General features: G+C 72.7%; 19 protein-coding genes and 1 pseudogene. 11 read left to right on the plus strand and 9 right to left on the minus strand.

Annotated features, from left to right (window positions below; translation table 11 throughout):
* The first annotated feature begins 67 nt into the window (after positions 1 to 67).
* The gene (locus ACRYCC_RS12435) at positions 68 to 1,390 is read left to right on the plus strand and encodes an alkaline phosphatase PhoX (protein ID WP_433811416.1); all 1,323 of its coding nucleotides are present in this window, start codon (positions 68 to 70) and stop codon (positions 1,388 to 1,390) included.
* A gap of 94 nt (positions 1,391 to 1,484) precedes the next feature.
* Here the strand turns inward: ACRYCC_RS12435 and ACRYCC_RS12440 are convergent, their stop codons facing one another.
* Positions 1,485 to 1,802: a hypothetical protein gene (locus tag ACRYCC_RS12440; protein ID WP_433811418.1), complete on the minus strand. Its 318-nt coding sequence runs from the start codon at positions 1,800 to 1,802 to the stop codon at positions 1,485 to 1,487.
* 58 nt (positions 1,803 to 1,860) lie between these two features.
* Here ACRYCC_RS12440 and ACRYCC_RS12445 point away from each other — a divergent pair, with 58 nt between their 5' ends.
* The 3 genes from ACRYCC_RS12445 to ACRYCC_RS12455 all read left to right on the plus strand — a co-directional run bounded on the left by ACRYCC_RS12445 (position 1,861) and on the right by ACRYCC_RS12455 (position 3,567).
* Positions 1,861 to 2,385 carry a hypothetical protein gene (locus tag ACRYCC_RS12445; protein WP_433811420.1) on the plus strand — a complete coding sequence of 175 codons (525 nt, stop codon included), beginning with the start codon at positions 1,861 to 1,863 and terminating at the stop codon, positions 2,383 to 2,385.
* A 181-nt stretch (positions 2,386 to 2,566) separates the two neighbouring features.
* Positions 2,567 to 2,998 carry an SRPBCC family protein gene (locus ACRYCC_RS12450; protein WP_433811421.1) on the plus strand — a complete coding sequence of 144 codons (432 nt, stop codon included), beginning with the start codon at positions 2,567 to 2,569 and terminating at the stop codon, positions 2,996 to 2,998.
* Positions 2,995 to 3,567: a DNA-3-methyladenine glycosylase I gene (locus tag ACRYCC_RS12455; RefSeq protein ID WP_433811423.1), complete on the plus strand. Its 573-nt coding sequence runs from the start codon at positions 2,995 to 2,997 to the stop codon at positions 3,565 to 3,567. The genes ACRYCC_RS12450 and ACRYCC_RS12455 overlap by 4 nt, the downstream gene beginning before the upstream one ends.
* Before the next feature lie 90 nt (positions 3,568 to 3,657).
* On the opposite strand, the gene ACRYCC_RS12460 is transcribed toward ACRYCC_RS12455, so the two are convergent.
* Both ACRYCC_RS12460 and ACRYCC_RS12465 read right to left on the minus strand, forming a co-directional pair.
* Complete coding sequence (locus ACRYCC_RS12460; protein ID WP_433811425.1) at positions 3,658 to 4,116, minus strand: TspO/MBR family protein; 459 nt, start codon at positions 4,114 to 4,116, stop codon at positions 3,658 to 3,660.
* 135 nt (positions 4,117 to 4,251) lie between these two features.
* Complete coding sequence (locus ACRYCC_RS12465; protein ID WP_433811427.1) at positions 4,252 to 5,565, minus strand: cryptochrome/photolyase family protein; 1,314 nt, start codon at positions 5,563 to 5,565, stop codon at positions 4,252 to 4,254.
* A gap of 139 nt (positions 5,566 to 5,704) precedes the next feature.
* Between ACRYCC_RS12465 and ACRYCC_RS12470 the strand changes: the two genes are divergently transcribed.
* From ACRYCC_RS12470 to ACRYCC_RS12480, 3 genes and pseudogenes are all read left to right on the plus strand, one after another.
* Complete coding sequence (locus ACRYCC_RS12470; RefSeq protein ID WP_433811429.1) at positions 5,705 to 6,652, plus strand: MerR family transcriptional regulator; 948 nt, start codon at positions 5,705 to 5,707, stop codon at positions 6,650 to 6,652.
* Between the two features lie 137 nt (positions 6,653 to 6,789).
* On the plus strand, positions 6,790 to 7,290 hold the full coding sequence (locus ACRYCC_RS12475) for a sigma-70 family RNA polymerase sigma factor (protein WP_433811431.1): 501 nt from the start codon (positions 6,790 to 6,792) through the stop codon (positions 7,288 to 7,290).
* A 10-nt stretch (positions 7,291 to 7,300) separates the two neighbouring features.
* A pseudogene (locus ACRYCC_RS12480) lies at positions 7,301 to 8,240 on the plus strand (YbgA family protein).
* A 33-nt stretch (positions 8,241 to 8,273) separates the two neighbouring features.
* On the opposite strand, the gene ACRYCC_RS12485 reads toward ACRYCC_RS12480, so the two are convergent.
* Positions 8,274 to 9,059, minus strand: a complete 786-nt coding sequence (locus ACRYCC_RS12485) for an enoyl-CoA hydratase-related protein (protein WP_433811433.1) — start codon at positions 9,057 to 9,059, stop codon at positions 8,274 to 8,276.
* Between the two features lie 279 nt (positions 9,060 to 9,338).
* Between ACRYCC_RS12485 and ACRYCC_RS12490 the strand changes: the two genes are divergently transcribed.
* On the plus strand, positions 9,339 to 9,509 hold the full coding sequence (locus ACRYCC_RS12490) for a DUF3117 domain-containing protein (RefSeq protein WP_433811435.1): 171 nt from the start codon (positions 9,339 to 9,341) through the stop codon (positions 9,507 to 9,509).
* A gap of 125 nt (positions 9,510 to 9,634) precedes the next feature.
* Positions 9,635 to 11,188 (plus strand): leucyl aminopeptidase, encoded by a 1,554-nt coding sequence (locus ACRYCC_RS12495; RefSeq protein WP_433811437.1) that lies wholly within the window; start codon positions 9,635 to 9,637, stop codon positions 11,186 to 11,188.
* Positions 11,189 to 11,308: 120 nt separating this feature from the next.
* Here ACRYCC_RS12495 and ACRYCC_RS12500 read toward each other — a convergent pair whose 3' ends face one another.
* The 5 genes from ACRYCC_RS12500 to sigE form a co-directional block, all read right to left on the minus strand.
* The gene (locus ACRYCC_RS12500) at positions 11,309 to 11,653 is read right to left on the minus strand and encodes a sec-independent translocase (protein ID WP_433811439.1); all 345 of its coding nucleotides are present in this window, start codon (positions 11,651 to 11,653) and stop codon (positions 11,309 to 11,311) included.
* Positions 11,654 to 11,954: 301 nt separating this feature from the next.
* Positions 11,955 to 13,637 carry a S1C family serine protease gene (locus tag ACRYCC_RS12505; protein ID WP_433811441.1) on the minus strand — a complete coding sequence of 561 codons (1,683 nt, stop codon included), beginning with the start codon at positions 13,635 to 13,637 and terminating at the stop codon, positions 11,955 to 11,957.
* Positions 13,638 to 13,728: 91 nt separating this feature from the next.
* A complete protein-coding gene (locus ACRYCC_RS12510) occupies positions 13,729 to 14,802 on the minus strand; it encodes a sigma-E factor regulatory protein RseB domain-containing protein (RefSeq protein WP_433811443.1) in 1,074 nt (357 codons plus the stop codon).
* Between the two features lie 13 nt (positions 14,803 to 14,815).
* Entirely contained in the window at positions 14,816 to 15,394 is a 579-nt protein-coding gene (locus ACRYCC_RS12515) for an anti-sigma factor family protein (protein WP_433811445.1), read from the minus strand.
* Positions 15,391 to 16,035, minus strand: coding sequence for an RNA polymerase sigma factor SigE (gene sigE, locus ACRYCC_RS12520; RefSeq protein ID WP_433811447.1), 645 nt, complete (start codon positions 16,033 to 16,035; stop codon positions 15,391 to 15,393). Before sigE ends, ACRYCC_RS12515 begins: the two co-directional genes overlap by 4 nt.
* 207 nt (positions 16,036 to 16,242) lie before the next feature.
* Here sigE and ACRYCC_RS12525 point away from each other — a divergent pair, with 207 nt between their 5' ends.
* Both ACRYCC_RS12525 and ACRYCC_RS12530 read left to right on the plus strand, forming a co-directional pair.
* Complete coding sequence (locus tag ACRYCC_RS12525) at positions 16,243 to 16,854, plus strand: O-methyltransferase (RefSeq protein ID WP_433811449.1); 612 nt, start codon at positions 16,243 to 16,245, stop codon at positions 16,852 to 16,854.
* A gap of 1 nt (position 16,855) precedes the next feature.
* Positions 16,856 to 17,863: a hypothetical protein gene (locus ACRYCC_RS12530; RefSeq protein ID WP_433811451.1), complete on the plus strand. Its 1,008-nt coding sequence runs from the start codon at positions 16,856 to 16,858 to the stop codon at positions 17,861 to 17,863.
* Positions 17,864 to 17,897: the final 34 nt, after the last annotated feature.

Raw genomic sequence — 17,897 nt, forward strand, 5'->3', positions numbered from 1 at the left:
CCCCTGGTTCAGCCTGGCGCGCCAGGCTCGGCGAGGCACCATTGTTTAGGTATGAGGAGTTTGCTCCATGTCTGTGTCCCGCCGTGGCTTCGTGGCCGGTGGCGCCGCCTCCGCGCTGGCCATCACCTTCGCCGGCAGTCTTGACACGATCTTCCAGACCGCCGCCAACGCCGACTCGTCCGCGGGGGAGGCCTACGGATACGGCCCGCTGATCCCCGATCCGAAGGGCGTGCTCGACCTGCCCAAGGGCTTCTCGTACAAGACCCTGTCCGTCGAGGGTGACCCGATCTCCCCCGGAGTGGTCGTACCCGGCCACCACGACGGCACCGCCACCTTCGCGGGCAAGCACCACCACACCCTCCTGGTGCGCAACCACGAGCAGGACACCAGCGGCACCAAGGCCGTCGCCCCCCCGCACCTGGTCTACGACCCCGCCGTCTGGGGCGGCACGACCAACCTCGAGGTCGACCGGCACGGCAACCTGGTCTCGCAGTACGTCAGCCTGGCCGGCACCGTCCGCAACTGCGCCGGTGGCCGTACGCCCTGGCACACCTGGCTGACCTGCGAGGAGACCGAGGGCATCGCCGCCCAGACCAAGAGCCACGGCTGGGTCTTCGAGGTCGACGTGCACGGCAAGAAGACCAAGCCGATCCCGCTGACCGCGCTCGGCCGGTTCGCGCACGAGGCGGTGGCCGTCGACCCGCACACCAACGTCGCGTACCTGACCGAGGACGCGAGTGGCCCGTTCGGGCTCTTCTACCGGTTCCGGCCGAAGAACCGCCACGGCGGTTACCACTCGTACCTGGCCGGCGGGGACCTGGAGGCGCTGTACATCCCGGACGTTCCCGACCTGTCCGTCGTGCAGGAGCCCGGCACCCGGCTCAAGGGCGTCAAGTGGCTGCCGGTGCCCGACCCGTCGGCCGCGACCGTCTCCACCCGCAAGCAGTTCGACAAGATCACCCGCAGCCAGAAGCTCGAGGGCGCCTGGTGGGGCCGGGAGTCGGTCTACTTCGCGGCCAGCTTCGCGCACACCGCGGACGGCGCCCCGGCGGCGCACGCCGGCCAGATCTGGAAGTACACCCCCCGGACCAACACCCTTGAGCTGGAGACCATCTTCAAGCCGGGCGGCAAGTTCGACGGCCCCGACAACATCTCGGTCTCGCCGTACGGCGGCGGCGTGGTGATCGCAGAGGACGGCGACGGCGAGCAGTTCCTGGTCGGCACCACCGGCAAGGGCAAGCCCTTCCCGATCGGCCGCAACGCTCTCAACGACGTCGAGTTCACCGGCGTCACGTTCTCGCCGGACGGGCAGATCCTGTTCGCCAACCGGCAGGAGGGGCCCGGCGTGACCTTCGCGATCTCCGGCCCCTGGGCGCACATCCGCGGCTGACCTGGGCGTGATCACGGCCGCATGACCACGATCGCATGGCCACAGCGGAGCGATCACCGTACGGCCGCCTGATCTCCGGGCCCTGACCCGGAGATCAGGCGAGGCCCCGGCGGGACAGGGTGGGCTGCCGGGTGCCCTTGATCGAGGCGACCATGTCGAGTGCCTGGCGGACCGCCGCGTGGTGCCGGGCGGGCACCCGGAAGGCCTCGACCCCCAGCCAGGCGTAGACCGACACCGCGGCCAGCAGCGCCGCCTCGTCCTCATCGGGGGAGACCTCGATGCTCACCAGGACCGGATCGCCGGCCGCCAGTAGTTCGCCCACCCTGCTCACCGGCGGTGAGGTCCCCGCGTCCGCGACACCGCCCGGGACCGGGTCGCCGATTGCCAGGACGGCCACCTCACGCAACGTCACGTCTCAGATCATGGCACGATCAGAGGAGTACCCGCATAACCGACGAAGGAGCGTGATCATGGTCGTGGTCATCGCCGCGGCGGCTGTGGCCGTCCTGGCCGCGGTGGTCGTGCTCGCTCTCGGCAGGGGCGGTGAGCTGGCAGAGGTCCATCCGGACCACCCCGTGCTCCGGCTGCCCACGGGCCGGCCGCTGGTGGGCACCGATGTCGCGCTGCTGCGGCTGCCCAGGAGCCTGTGGGGCTACCACGTGGGCGTCACCGACGAGGCGCTGCGCCGGATGGCGTACGCGCTGACCGAACGAGACGCACTGGTCGCCCTCCTGCAGCAGCGCCTGGCCGAGCTCCAGGAGGACTCCGGCGCCGGCTCGGAGAACGGCGGCCCCTGGTTCGCGCCGCACGCCGAGGACGACCCCGAGCCCGCCTCCTGGTCCCCGCCGGCGGGGTTCGGCCACCCCGAGGAGCTGCCCGTTCATGGTGCCGGTCGGTCCCTGGAGAAGGAGTACGGCCCGGGTCCGCTGCGCGAGGACACCTACGGCGGCGCTCACGAGGCCCGGGGCGACACGGTGTCCCCGGAGGACCGGTGAGGTCTGCCGGAGGCTGCGTGGCGGTTGCCGGAGGCTGCGTGGCGGTTGCCGGGGGCTCCGTGGCGGTTGCCGGGGGCTCCGTGGCGGTCGCCGGAGGATCCGCGAGGCGCCTCACCTGGGCGGCGGCGATCACTGGTACGGGGCCGGACCGGGTGGTCCTCGCGCCGGCGGAGCCGTCCCGGTGAGCCCGGTCGAGGTGATGGCGAAGACGACGGTGGACGCCTCCGCCGAGCAGGTCTTCGAGGTCCTTACCGACTGGGAACGGCACGCCGAGTGGATGCCGTTCACCCGAGCCGAGGGCGGCCACGAGGTCGGCGCGGCCCTGCGCGGCTGGACCGGGGTGGGGCCGTTCGGCTTCCTCGACACGATGGTGATCACCGAATGGCGGCCCGGGCGTCGGGTGGCGGTCCGGCACACCGGACGGCTGGTCCAGGGCGACGCCTGGTTCGAGGTGGGCCCGATGCCGGGGGGCGGTTCGAGCATCGTCTGGGCCGAGCGGCTGGACCTGCCACTGGGCGCGCTCGGCAAGGCGGGCTGGGTCGTCGTGGGTCCGCTGTTCCGCCGGTTCATGGGCCTCGGCCTGCGTCGTCTCGCGCGCCTGGCGGCCGGATGAGCGCGGTCGTCGGCGCGGACGGGCTGGCACGCTGTCCCTGGGGGCTGTCCACACCCGACTACATCGCCTACCACGACGCGGAGTGGGGCCGTCCGGTCCGGGACGACCAGGGCATCTACGAAAGGCTCTGCCTGGAGGCCTTCCAGTCCGGCCTGTCATGGCTGACCATCCTGCGCAAGCGGGAGGGCTTCCGGCGGGCCTTCGCCGGCTTCGACCTGGAGAAGGTCGCGGCCTATGGGCCCGACGATGTGGAACGGCTCCTCGCCGACGTGTCCATCGTCCGCAACCGGGCCAAGATCGAAGCGGCCATCGCCAACGCGGGAGCCGCACTGGCCCTGCCGGGCGGCCTGGCGGCCATGGTCTGGGCCTACGCCGATCCCGACGCGCCGGCCCCCAAGACCTCGGCCGACGTGCCCGCCTCGACGCCGGGTTCCAAGGCGCTCGCCAAGGATCTCAAGAAGCGCGGCTTCCGCTTCGTCGGGCCCACCACGGCCTACGCGCTGATGGAGGCGTGCGGCCTGGTCGACGACCATCTCGCCGGCTGCCACCGCCGCGGCGCGTACACCTGAGCCACGGGGCCGGCAGCCCGGTGTTCACAGCCCGGTGTCCAGAGCCTGCGGGTGCCCGGAGACCAGTGTCGGGGTGCCCGGAGGCCGGTGTCACCGGTTGCGGCGCACGATCGCCGCGTTGAGCGCCGTCGCGAACACGGTCCAGCTCAGGTAGGGCAGCAACAGGGCTCCGGCGCGGCGGTCGGCCCGCCAGGCTCTGCGGGTCAGCTCCAGGTTCGACAGGTTGAGCAGGGCGATCTCGGCCAGTGCCGCCCGCGGGGACCGCGCGGCGAAGAACAGCGGGGTCCAGGCCGCGTTGAGAGCCAGGTTCAGCCCGTACGACCGGGCCAGGGCCGGTCGTACAGCCTCGGGGGCCCGGTCCAGCGCGCGGGCTCCGGCATAGGCGATCAGCCCGTACAGCGGTGTCCACACGATCGGGTACGCGGGCGGCGGCGGCTGCCACGAGGGCTTGTCCAGCCGGGCGTACCAGGTGGTCTTCGGGTCGGTGGCGAGACCGCCGACGGCCGCCGTGGTCGTGACGGCCAGCGCCGTCTTGAGCAGAGTCCTCAACGGGAGTCCTTCCGCGATCGGTCCGACGGGGGAGATCTGGGAGATAGGAGATCTGGGAGATAGCGGAGCGGAGCGTGCAGCGTGGACCGGTGTGCCGCCCGGATCGGACCGGGACCTCGGGCGGCACACCGGCGTTCAGCCCGGATCCACGATCGGATCCGGGTAACCGAGCTCCCGGCGGAGCGCCGGTGGCAGCCGCCAGGGCTGGTGGATGTACGGGGCGTCGACCCGGGCCAGCTCGGGCACGTACCGCCGGACGTAGCCGCCGTCCGGGTCGAAGCGGGTGGCCTGCCGCAACGGGTTCATCACCCGGTTGGGCCGGGTGTCGTTGCCGGTGCCCGCCACCCACTGCCAGTTGCCGGCGTTGTTGGCCACGTCGCCGTCGAGCAGCCAGTCGTTGAAGTGCCGCAGGCCGTGGCGCCAGTCGATCTGCAGGTTCCTGGTCAGGAAGGAGGCGACGATCATGCGGGCCCGGTTGTGCATGAAGCCCTCGCGGCGCAGCTGGCGCATGCCCGCGTCGACGATGGGATAGCCGGTGCGGCCCTCGCACCAGGCGGCCAGCGCCTCCTCGTCCTCGTGCCAGGCGACGTCCCTGTGCCGGTAGTCGTGCCGCATGAGGTCGGGGAAGGCCGCGGCCACCTGGTAATGGAAATCCCGCCAGGCGAGCTGACGACGGAAACCCTCGTGGTCACGCGCCGCCTGCTCCAGCTCGAGCGGGGAAAGACAGCCGAACCGCAGATAGGGGCTGAGCCGCGAGGTACGGTCCCCGGCGAGGTCGTCATGACCGTCGTCGTAGCCTCCGGCGGACTCGTTCAGCCATGCCGTCATTCGCTCCCGGGCCGCCCGTTCGCCGCCCGGCATCAGGTCGGGCGACAGCGGTCCCCTGAGCAGTTCCCCGGCCCGCGGAAGACGGCCGGCCGGCAAGTTGCCCGGCAGCTTGCCCGGCAGCCGTACGGTCGCGGGTGTCTCGGCGAGCGGCCGCCGCCGGGTCGTGCTCCAGGCCCGCCAGTACGGCGTGAAGACGCGGTAGTGGTCGCCTCCGGCAGGCCGGAGGAGCCCGGGCGAGACGACGTTCACCCCGGCGTGGACCGAGACCCCGAGCCGCTTGCGGCGGAGCCGTTCCGCCCGCCGGACGGCGTAGGAGGACACGTCCTCGCTGAGGAAGACCTTCTCGGCGCCGGTCTCCGCCGCCAGCCGCAGGGTCTCGGCCACCGGATCGCCGCGCCGCAGTACGAGATCGCCGCCCCGCTCACGCAGGGACCCGCGCAGGTCGTCGAGGCTCTCCAGCAGGAAATGGACCCGGTTGGGCACGCCGAAAGGGCCGCTCAGGATTGCCTCGTCGAGCACGAACAGCGGCACCACCTGGTCGGCGGCCGCGCACGCGGCGGCCAGAGCGGGGTTGTCGCGCACCCGGAGATCGCGGGTGAACAGCATCATCGCGGTGTCCATTAATCAACCTTCGGACGGCCAAGGGCCTCCGGTTGCAACCGGAAGGTCATCGTCGGCCGAAGATTTTGGTAAGCCGTACGCTGTGCTCGGCCCGGCACAGGGCCGAGGGCCGGGACCGAATGGCGGGAGGTCGGAGGACGTGGACGGACCTGGTCTCAGCGTGGGCGCGGTCGCCCGGCGGCTGGGCGTGGCACCGTCGACCCTGCGCACCTGGGATCGCCGGTACGGGATCGGCCCGACCCGCCGCAGCACGGGAGGCCACCGCCGCTACGCGCCTCAGGACCTGGCCCGGCTGGAGTTCATGAACCGGCTGATCATGCAGGGCACCCCGCCGGAGGAGGCCGCTCGCACGGCCCTGTCCACCGAACCACCGCCTTCCGGCCCGGCGGGCGCGGCGGCGCCGGGCGCCCTCGGCGCACCCGCCGAGGGGCCCGTCAAGGGCGGCGGCGGTCACCGGCTCGCCGTGCCGCGCGCCACGCCCGAGACCCGCGCGCTGGCCCGGGCCGCCATGGCGCTGGACGACCAGGCCATGGACCGACTGATCACCACGGCGCTCCGGCGGGACGGTGTCGTGCCGACCTGGCAGGACCTGCTCGTCCCGGTGCTCACCGGGATCGGTGATCGCCACGCCTCCACCGGGGCCTGCGTCGAGATCGAGCATCTGCTGTCCGGGCGGGTGCTGGGCGCGCTCGGCCCGCTGATCGCCCGGCCGGACGAGGTGGTCAACGCCCGGCCGGTACTGCTCGCGTGCGCCGACGAGGAACTCCACGACCTGCCCCTGTACGCGCTCGGGGCGGCGCTGAGCGCGGAGCGGATCGCGGTGCGGCTGTTCGGCTCCCGGGTGCCGTATCCGGCGCTGGCCGACGCCATCGAGCGGATCGGGCCGGCCGTCGTCTTCGTCTGGTCCCAGACCTCCCAGACCGGTGACCCGGCGCCGCTCGCCGGGCTGCCCGGCCGCCGGCCCGCCCTGCGGCTCATCGCCGGCGGGCCGGGCTGGGCCTACGACCGGCTGCCCGGTGAGGTGCGCCCGGTCCGTACCCTCCCCGAAGCGATCACCGAGATCCGCAGCGCCCTCGGCCTCGCCTGACCGTCCCCGCTCACCCGCTCACCCGCTCACCCGCTCGCCTGCTCGCCTGCTCGCCTGCGGCCGCACGGCCCGGCCCGGCACCCCTTCCGCTTCGCAGCCACTCGCGTTCGAGCGTACGCATGCCTACACTGAGGACTATGAACAAGTTTCGAAGCGATTTTTCTCTCGAGGACTGTTACGCCGCGCTCACCCCGATGGTCCGCCGCTATGTACGGCGTCACGTGCCGGTCAACGACGTCGACGACGTCGTCCAGGTGGTCTTCCTGGAGGTATGGCGTCACCAGCGGCGGTACGACCCGGCACGTAGCCTGGAGGCGTGGGTGCTGGGCATCGCCCGCAAGCGCGCCATCGACCATCTGCGGGCACGGTGGCGGCATGACCGGCGGGTGGTGCCGCTGGACGAGACGGTGACCGCCGCCGTACCGGGGCGGATCGACGCCGACCTGATCGATCAGGCGCAGGACGTCCGGGACGCGCTCGCGGCCCTGTCTCCGGTACAACGCGAGGCGATCGAGCTCGCCTACTTCGGCGATCTGACCCAGCGGGAGATCGCCGAGCGGCTCGGTACCCCGCTGGGAACGATCAAGGCGCGTACGGCCCGCGGCCTGGACAGGCTCGGCGTGCTGCTCTGCGCCTGAGGGGGATTCCATGGAGACCGTGCGGCCGAGAGTGGCGGTCTCGCGCTGCCTGCTCGGCGATCCCGTGCGCTACAACCGCGGGCACAGCCGCAGCCGGTTCCTGACCGACCAGCTGGCCCGGTACGTCGACTGGGCGCCGATCTGCCCGGAGATCGAGATCGGGCTCGGTGCGCCCCGCCAGACGCTGCGGTTGCTGGCAGACGGGCGCCTGGTCGACCGGGACGGCTCGGCCGACCACACCGAGGCGATGACCGCGCTGGCGGAACGCCGCGCCGCCGACCTGGTCGAGGTCGACGGATACGTCCTGAAATCGCGCTCGCCCAGCTGCGGCCTGGGGGGGCATTCCGCGCTACCGGGGCGATCAGCCCGCCGACCGCGAGGGCGTGGGGATGTTCGCCGCCCGGATGGCCGAGGCGTTCCCCTCGCTGCCCATGGAGGAGGACGGGCGTCTCAACGACGCGTACCTGCGGGAGCGGTTCGTCGAACGGATCTTCGCGCACGCCCGGCTCCGTGCGTTGTTCGCCGCCGACTGGCGGCCACGTGACCTGGTCGACTTCCACTCCCGGCACAAGTTGCAGATCCTGGCCCATGACCCGTGCTGCTACCAGGAGCTGGGCCGGATCGTGGCCCGGGCCGGCACCGAGGACCGGGGGCTGCTCCAGCGGCGGTACACCAGCCTGTTCAACGAGGCCTTCGCGGTGCGGACCCGGCGTGGCCGCCATGTGAACGCCCTGCAGCATCTGTTCGGCCCCATGAGCGAGAGCCTCGACGACGCCCGCAGGCGCGACATCGCCGAGGTCATCGAGGCCTTCGCCAGGGGCGTGCTCCCGCTCAGCGTGCCGATCGCCCTGCTGGGCCACGACGCCCGCGGCACGGCCAACGGCTACCTGCAGGAGCAGACCTACCTCGAGCCCTTCCCGATCGATCTGGCCCTGCGCAATCACACCTGAACGCAATCACACCTGAACCCGCCCAGCCGCGGATCAGCGGCCTTCGAAGGCGGGCTCCTCCTTGGCGAGGAAGGCCGCGGTGGCGGTGTGGTGGTCGGTGGTCTTCGCGCAGTCGTCCTGCAACTCGGCCTCCCGCTCCAGCGCGCTGGTCAGGTCGTGGACGGCGGCGTGGTCGAGGGCCGCCTTGACCGCGCCGTAGGCGACCGTCGGCCCGGCCGCCAGCCGGCCCGCCAGGGCGCGTGCCGCCGACTCCAGCTGCTCGCCGGGCACCACCTGGTTGACCAGGCCGATCTCCAGTGCCTGGGCGGCGCGGACCGGCTCGGCCAGCAGCAGCATCTCGGCCGCCTTGGCCCGCCCGACCAGCCGGGGCAGCGTCCAGGAGGCCCCGGAGTCGGGGCCCAGGCCCACCTTGGTGAACGCCATCAGGAAGGAGGCCTTGTCGGCGGCGATGATGAGGTCGCAGGCGAAGGCGAGGGAGGCGCCGGCTCCGGCGGCCACGCCGTTCACCGCGGCCACGACCGGCTTCGGCATCGTGGTGATCGCCTGGACGATCGGGTTGTAGTGATCGCGGACCGTGTCGTCCAGCCCGCGCCCGGCGGAGAGGTTGTCGGCGTGTTCCCGCAGATCCTGCCCGGCGCTGAACGCCCGGCCCGCGCCGGTCAGCACGACCGCCCGGACGGCCGGGTCGGCGCCCGCCCGTACCACCGCCTCGCGGAGCGCGACCTTGGTCTGCGCGGTCAGCGAGTTCATCGCCTCGGGCCGGTTGATTGTGATCGTCGCGATGCCGTCGGTCAATTCGTACAGCACGGTCTCCGACACCGGTTCTCCTTCTGCCAGACCGTCGTTGGTCGGTGAAACCTTACTTCGATACGGCGCGGCGATACGGCGCGGCCGGGATCGGGCCCCTCGTGACGGTCGGAACGGCTGAGACGAACGTCCGGGTATGCGTTTCCTGGCCCTGGAAGCTGATCGTTACCACTTCGCGCCCAGAAGGCGAGATAATGGACCACTACCAATGACGCGGATGCGGCAGGCGGCCACGCGGCCAAAGAAGCCCGAAGGTCCCAACGCGGCCCTAGGCAGGAAGGGGATGCACGCATGGCGGCGATGAAGCCGCGGACAGGCGATGGTCCGCTCGAAGTGACCAAGGAGGGGCGCGGCATCGTCATGCGGGTCCCGCTGGAAGGTGGCGGGCGGCTGGTCGTCGAACTGACGCCTGACGAAGCCGGTGAGCTCGGGGACGCCCTCAAGAACGTAGTCCCGGGCTGACGGCTCCACACGTAGTCGATAACCATCGGTGACGGTCCCGGCGCTCCCACGCCGGGACCATCGCCGTCTTCCGGACCGCACGGTCCTCCCGGACCGCACGGCCGGAACTATCAGGGGGAGAGCACATGTCGGTCGAGACCCGGCTCCACGCGGTCGGTGGTTCGCTGTCAGAGGCGGCGCTCACCGGCGGCGCGGAGGTGCTGGCGGTGCCGGTCCTCGCCGGTCCGGAAGCGCCCGCCGCCGAGATCGCGGCCTTCCTTCCCTTCACACTGAACGAACTGCTGACCCTGCACAACGCCAAGGGCGAGCCGGGCGAGATCATCGCGACCCCGATCCGGCTGGGCGAGCAGGTCCGCGAACTCCTGCTGTACGGGGTGGGTGACGCCTCCCCGGAGGCCCTCCGCCGCGCCGGGGCCGCGCTGGCCCGGCGCGGCAGGGGCCGGACGGCCATGCTCGCCGGGGTCCCCTCCGGCGACCTCGGCGCCTTCGCGCAGGGCGCGCTGCTCGGCTCCTACGACTTCTCCCTGCGCGGCTCCCAGAACGGCAACGGACGGCGATCCGCACCGGACGGCACCCCGGGGCCCACCACCGGCGGCAAGCGCCCGCTCGCCACGCTCGGCGTGCTGACCGAGGACGCGATGACCGAGGCCGGACTGGCCCGGACCGAGGCGGCGCTGGCCCGGGGCGCCGTCGTGGCCGGGGCGGTCGCCCTGGCACGTGACCTGGCCAACATGCCCTCGGGCACCAAGAACCCGGCCTGGCTTGCCGAGCAGGCACGGGACCTCGCCGCCGAGACCGGTCTGGGCGTACGGATCCGGGACGAGGGCGCACTCCGCGCCGAGGGCTTCGGCGGCATCCTCGCGGTCGGCGCGGGCTCGGCCAGCCCGCCCCGGCTGATCGAGCTCTCCTACGATCCCGGCCAGGATGCCGCCCATCCCGGCCAGGCCGCCGCCGCCCACGTGGTGCTGGTCGGCAAGGGCATCACCTTCGACTCCGGTGGGCTGTCCCTCAAGCCCAACGAGGGCATGAAGACCATGAAGACCGACATGGCCGGCGGCGGCGTGGTCATGGCGGTCATGGGCGCCCTCCGTTCCGCCGGGGTCGGCGTACGCGTCACCGGGCTGATCGCCGTCGCGGAGAACATGCCCTCCGGTTCGGCCATGCGGCCCAGCGACGTCATCCGGCACTACGGCGGCAAGACGTCCGAGGTACTCAACACCGACGCCGAGGGCCGGCTGGTGCTGGCCGACGCGCTCGCCTACGCCGACGCGGTCCTGCGGCCCGACGTGGTCGTCGACATCGCCACCCTGACCGGCGCCGCCAAGGTGGCGCTGGGCCTGCGGCACGGTGCCCTGTTCGCCACCGACGACCCGCTGGCCGACGCCCTCATCCGGGCGGGCGGTCAAAGCGGCGAGCCGCTGTGGCGGCTGCCGCTGGTCGAGGACTACCGGGCCGCCATCGAGTCCGAGGTCGCGGACGTGTCCAACATCGGGCAGCACGGCTTCGGCGGCGGCTCCATCACGGCGGCGCTGTTCCTGCGCGAGTTCGCCGGAGACCGGCCCTGGGCGCACCTCGACGTGGCCGGCCCCGCGCGGTCCAACTCCGACGAGGGCGAGCTCTCCAAGGGCGCCACCGGCTTCGGCGCCCGCCTGCTGCTCGAATGGCTCACCGAGCTCTGACGGCAGGGTCCTTCCACCACACCCGGTCCAGACGCGCGAGAGCCCCGGTTCGTACGGTCCCGGTTCGTACTGCCCCGATTCGTACCGCCCTGCCTCGCGTGGGAGGGGTCCCGCTCGGGCTCAGGTCGCTTCCTTGTCGAACGGCGGGCGCTCGCCGTAGGGCAGCACGGGCTCGGTGTACTCGGGGGCCTCGTAGGCGGTGAACCCGTTGGTCTTGGTGGCCTTGTCGTCGTCTTCGAACAGATGCTTCTGCACGAACCGGCGCGGGTTGAGGTCGGCCGGGTCGAAGTCGGCGAACTCCGGGCCGAGGCCCTCCTTGAGATCCGCGGTGGCGTTGTTGGCCATGGTCCGCAACTGCCGGAGCGTACGGCCCGCCTGGGCGGCCACCTTGGGCAGCTTGTCACCGAAGATGACCAGGGCGAGCACGGCGAGCAACGCAGCCTCACCGAGTCCGACGTCGAACATCTGGCCTCCAGCCTGGCACCTACGGGACCTACCGGCCTACCGGCCGGGCCCGGGCCGATCGGCCCGGTTCCAGCCTATTGCCGCGGAACCTGGCTCCGACGGCGCGGCGATGGGGCCGGATCGTCACGATCCGGCCCCATCAGGGTATCTCCGAGTCCGATGAACGCGGACCCAGGTCGCGTGTGAACTCCTGATGGCCCCGGGCGGTCGGGCCGCACGCGGCCAGGCGCGCACGGCCGGGCGCACGGCCGGGCGCACGGCCTGGCGGGCACGGCCGGGCGGGTGACGCCGAAGCCGTGCCTCAGTTGGTGGCGCCGAGCGTCAGGTCGGCCGAGGTCTCCTTGCCGTCCCGGGTGAAGGTGATCTTCACGTTCTCGCCGGGTACCCGGCTCCGGATCAGCGCGAGCAGATCGGTGGCGTCACCGACCGGCTTGCCGTCGAAGCCGGTGATGACGTCCCCGGCCTTCATCCCGGCCTTGTCCGCGGGGCCGCCCGGGGTCACCGGCTCCTTGCCCTGCACGGCCGCGGGCGCCACCCGTACACCCGGACCCTGGTAGGTCGGGTCCATGATGATGCCGATGATCGCGTGCTGCGGAGTCTTGCCGCCGCTGTTGATGATCTGCTCGGCGACCCGCTTGACCTGGTTCACCGGGATGGCGAAGCCCACGCCGATGCTGCCGCTCTGCGGACCGCCGGTGCCGCCGCCACCGGCGCCGAGCGTGGCGATCGCGGTGTTGACCCCGATCACCCGGCCCTGGCCGTCGACCAGCGGGCCACCGGAGTTGCCGGGGTTGATCGCCGCGTCGGTCTGGATGGCGTTGAGCACCGCGGCGTCGCCGCCGCCCTCCCCGCGGGTGCCCACCGGCCGGTTGAGCGCGCTGACGATACCGGTCGTCACCGAGCCCTGCAGGCCGAGGGGCGAGCCGATGGCGATGACGGGGTCACCGACCGCGATGCTGTCGGAGTTGCCGAGGGTCAGCGGCTGCAGCCCGTTGGTGGTCGCGGGCTTGATGACCGCGACGTCGGACGAGGGGTCCCGGCCGACGATCGAGGCCGTGGTGCTCTTCTTGTCGTTGAAGACCACCTGCATCTGCGCGCCGTTGGCGGCCTCCGCGACCACGTGGTTGTTGGTGACGATGTAGCCGTCCTTGACCACGAAGCCGGTGCCGGTGCCGCCCGCGCCGTTGCCGACCGAGACCTTGATCGTCACGACGCTGGGCAGGACGCGCTGCGCCACGCCGGCGACCGAGTCCGGGGGCCGGTTCTTGACGGTCGTGCCGCCGCTGGGGGTGCCGCCGAGATCGGTGCCCTTGTTGCCGGCCGCCTGGGGGTCGTCCGTGGCGATCGCGGTGACCCCGGCGCCGACGGCTCCGGCGACCAGCGCCACGAGAAGCGCGACGAGGATGAAGATGCCGAGCCCCGGCCCGCCCCGGGAGGGAGCGGGAGGGGCGGGTACGGGCGCCCAGTTGGGCGGTGAGCCGCCGAATCCGGGCGGGCCGCCGGGCGGGGGGCCGCCGGGCCCCGGAAGCGCCTGGGGCGCGTTGAGCGGCGGTGCCGAGGGCGGTGGCTGCTGGCCGGGCCTGCCCGGCTGCTGATGCGCGAACTGCTGCTGGCCCGGCTGCCCGTGCTGCTGCGGCGGCCAGCTGTAGCCGGCGGAGCGTCCGTCGTCGTGATGCGGGACGAAACCGGGGCGCGGCGGACCGCCCTGCCACTGACCGGGCCCGGGCCCCTGCGGCGCGCCGTTGCCCGGCCCCGGCCAGGGGCCGGGAGGCGCCTCGGGCGGCTGCGCGGGGGAGACCAGCAGCCGGTCCACCAGCGGCGGCCGTTCCGCCGGGGCGTCAGGTGGCGCGAAGCCCGGGTCGTCCGCCGGGGCGCTCGCCGGTTCGGCCGAGACGTTGCCGGGAGCCTCGTCCGCGTGCCGATCGCGGACAGGATCCTCCTGCGGCGATGGCGAATTCACAGATCCGCGGCTGTCTTCCGTCATTCCCCGTCTCCTCGCGAGCACGATTCTTCGTCCGGCCTCATCCTGCCCACCGCGGCGTGTGGCGAGCGTAAACGGGCCGCTGGGTCAAATATCAGCTAAACGGATTGAGCCATGATCCCAGTCGAGTCAGCCCGCGCGCGGGCCGGTCCCAGAATCCGCTGCCGCCGTGGGGTAGCGCGGCGACCACCGATTCCGTGGTGCTCCGCGGAGCATCCGCGAGCACCGTATACACATAGCCGCGGCTGGCCCAAACGGCCCACTGCTGCAGGGAACTGCGCTCGAAGACCGTTGTGCCGCCGACGTCGCGCTTCCGCCAGCCGGCGAATCGGTGTTCGTCCAGGTCGCCCCGCTGGACGAAGACCGAGACGGCGGAAAGGCCGTCGGAGTAGCTCAGGTGGACGACCGTGTCGGGCTGGGATCGCCGGGCCTCGTACAGTGCCAGCCGCCCCGGCAGGGCGCGCGGCATCGTCCAGCCCCCGGCGCGCATCCTGGCGAGCTCGGTGTCGACGAGCCGGTGGCCCCACGGGGCGGTGACGGCGGCCTGCGCGCCGGTCGACTGCCGGATCCGGCCCGCCGAGACCCCCCGGCCGCGCAGCGGCGCGCGCATCGCGGCCCGTCCCACGGTGAGAGCCGAGAAACCCGCGACGATCACCGGCTCGCCGTGCGTGCCGACCAGCTCCCGGTGCAGCATGAGCCCCGTGTCGCGGTCGATCCAGAACCTGCCCGCGACCGACCCGTCGGACCGCCGGGCCTCCACCACCCGGGCCGGGCGTTCGCAGACCCGGGTGTCCGGCGCCCGTACGACCGAGTAGTTGTGCGCCAGCAGGTCCAGCATCTGCTGGGTGAAGCCTCCCAGGCCGGCGTCGGGCTGGACGATCCGGCGATCGGCGGCGGAACGACCGGTGTGCACGACCGCTCCGTCGTCGGAGGTGTGCACCACCTTGACCTGCGAACGGGTGGGACCCCCGGACGCCCACGCCGCGATGAACTGGGTGCCCTCGTAGGAGGTCGTCCGGGCGGCGCCGGCGGCGTCGCGCAGTAACCGCATCGCCTCCGGGTCGCTGGGCGGTGTCTGGTGGGTGGCGGTGGCGTCCCCGGCCGCGAGCGTCCACAGCAGGGCGGCGGTGGCTCCGCCGGCGGCCCAGGCGTGCGAACCCCTGCTCACGGTCTGCCCCTGCTCACGGTTTGGCGGGGCTCGGCTCGGTCATGGGCACCTCGCCCGAGATCAGGGCGTGCTCGACGGCGAACCGGTCGAAGGCCGGTGCCACCTGGGGAAGCCGCTGCTCCTCCGTGCCCGCCACGAACGAGGCCGCACCGACGCCCAGGACGGCCAGGGTGGCCGCGCCGGCCACCAGGTACCGCACCTTCGGCCGCCGGCCGGGCGCGACGGCCCGCCCGCCCGGGCGGTTGTCACCGGGCCTGCGGCGGCGGTCGGCCGGCACGAGGGCGACGGCGGCGACCGGCCGGGTGGCCGCGGGCAGCGGCCACGGCTCCCGCGCACCCGGCCCCCCGAGCCGTGTCAGGCGAGGGTCCTCCGGGCCGTCCTGCTTGTGGTCCAGGGCGCACAGCCGGCCGAACAGAGCGTTCGGCGCGGCCACGTCCTCGAGGGCGCGCAGCCGGCTCTTGAGGCGGCGAAGCGTGTCCGCCTCCCTGCGGCACTGCTCGCAGGTCGCGAGGTGGGCGAGCGCGCGGTCGCGCTCGTCGTGTCCCAACTCTCCGTCGACCAGCGCGGTGAGCCGCTCCCCGAGATGACTCATGCAACCTCCGTGGGCGTGGGCCGGCGGGGTGCGCGATGTTCGAGGGCCGCGCGCAACTGCGCCCGGCCCCGATGGATGCGGCTCCGGACGGTGCCGAGCTTGACGCCCAGCGTGGTCGCGATCTCCTCGTAGGAGAGCCCCTCGATGTCGCACAGCACGACGGCCGCGCGGTACTCGGGAGCGAGCGCATCCAGCGCACGCTGAATGTCGGCGTCGAGATTCCGGTCGTCGTACGCCTGCGACGGGGTCGGCTCCCGGCCGGGGAGCCGTTCGGCGGCGTCGTCCGACAGACCCTCGAAGCGGATCCGCTGGCGGCGCCTGGCCATGTCCAGGAACAGGTTGGTCGTGATGCGGTGCAACCAGCCCTCGAAAGTGCCGGGCGTGTAGTTCGACAGTGAACGGAACACCCGGACGAAGACCTCCTGGGTGAGGTCCTCGGCATCGTGCTGGTTGCCGGTCAGCCGGTAGGCGAGCCGGTAGACGCGGGCGGAGTGCTGACGCACGACCTCGTCCCACGACGGCGGCGACCAGTCGGCGGCCGGCGCATTGTCTCGGTCGTGCACCGCCACGGTGCGTCCTCCGGCCTTCCGGCGGGGACTGATCCCCGCCACACCCTGAAAAGCTAGCGCTGTCACCACCATGGTGCCTCGTAACTCCCTTTCGTGCGCTGCGTGCGCACTGCGCGCACGTGCGGAAGACACGGCGGCCTCGCCTGGGCTGGGGCGGTTATGACCGACATTCTTGAGAACGCGGTGCACGGCGCGATGGTTCCCGTGCAGCGATAAGGTCTTTTCCGAGCATGGTCGTATGTCCTCGAGGAGGAAACCATCGACGCGGTTCAGGCCTCATTGGCCTACGTAGAGGAGTTCCTCCCCGAGGACGAGCCGCTGCGCGAAGCCCGCCTGCGCGGCGAGGACGTCGGCGCGGTCCCCATCGGCCCGGCGGGCGGCGCCACGCTGCGCTTCCTCGCCGCCATGATCAACGCCCGTACGGTGGTGGAGCTCGGCTCCGGATGCGGGGTCTCGGGCATCTGGCTGCTGCGCGGCATGCGTTCCGACGGCGTGCTCACCAGCGTCGACATCGAGCCGGAGAACCAGCGGCTGGCCAAGGAGTCCTACATCGAGGCGGGGTTCTCGGCGAGCCGCACCCGGATGATCTCCGGCCGGGCCCTGGACGTGCTGCCCCGGCTCAACGACGCCGCGTACGACATGATCTTCTGCGACGCGGTCAAGCAGGAGTACCCCGACTACCTGACCGCCGCGGTGCGCCTGCTGCGCCCCGGCGGCATCGTGGCCTTCGACAACGCGCTCTGGCACGACCGGGTCGCCGACCCCGCCCAGCGCGACCCCGACACCGTGGCGCTGCGCGAGGTGGGGCGGCTGGTCCGCGAGGACGACCGGCTGATCCCGCTGCTGCTGCCGGTCGGAGACGGCCTGCTGTGCGCGCTCAAGCGCGACTGACGTGGCCGGCTCGCCGGAGGTGCTGGAGGTACGGCTGCGCCCCGGCGCGCCCGGGCTCCGCAAGCTCCTGACCGGTGTGATCACGGCAGGCGCGTCGGTGCTGTTCATCGTCGGCGGAGCCGCTCATCCGACCGGCTTCGGCGGAATCCTGTTCATCCTGCTCGGCGCGGCAGGCCTGGCCCTGTGCGCGGCCGGTGCCCTGGTGTTCGCGGGGCAGGCCACGGGCCGCCGCCCGGTCCTGGAGCTCGACGACCAGGGCGTCCGGGTGCCGGCCGTGTGGCCGCGCTCCCGGCGGGCCGACCGGCTGCTGCCCTGGTCCGAGCTGGCCGCCGTCTGCGCCTGGAGCCAGGGGCCGCCGTCAGGCGGTCGCCGGGACACCCTCTTCCCCCAGCGGCTGGCCTTCCTGCCCGCCGACCCGCCCGGCGCGCTGCCCGCCGATGGGCAGGCTGCCGACGGGCAGGCTGCGGGCGGGCCGGGGGGCGGCGGTGAGCGGCCCACCTCTCCCGGCAACGGCCGTCAGGGGCGTACTCCGCCCGAGAACGGCGCGGAGCTGTTGGCGATCAAGGTCGCCGACGTGGCCTGTGTCCCCACGCTCCGCTGGTCGGTGCTGATACGGCCCGGCTGGGACACCACGGTCGAGGAGATCGCGAAGGCCGTCCAGAGCCACCGTGACGACGTGCCCTTCATCGATCGCCGCGACCGGCCCGAGCTTCGCCGGAAGCGCCGGCCGGCCACCGGTAGGCCCGGCACTGGAAAAGCCGCCGGCGGGAAATCCGCCACCGGGCAATCCACCACCGGAAAGCCCTCCGGCGACAGGCCCGCCACGGGGAAGCCCGCCATGGGAAAGCCCGCCACGGGCAAGCCCGCGACCGGAAAGCGCGCCATCGGCAAGCCCGCTGACGGTGACTCCGGCGCCGGAAAACCCTCCAACGGCAAGGCCGCCAGCGGTGATTCCGGCACCGGGAGGCCCGCCTCCGGCGGCGGGCCTGCCGCTCCGGACGAGCCCTGAGCCGTCCCCGGTTGATCCCGGGGTGATCCCCGGA

Source organism: Actinomadura scrupuli (genome assembly GCF_050971785.1).
Taxonomy (GTDB): Bacteria; Actinomycetota; Actinomycetes; order Streptosporangiales; family Streptosporangiaceae; genus Actinomadura_E; species Actinomadura_E scrupuli.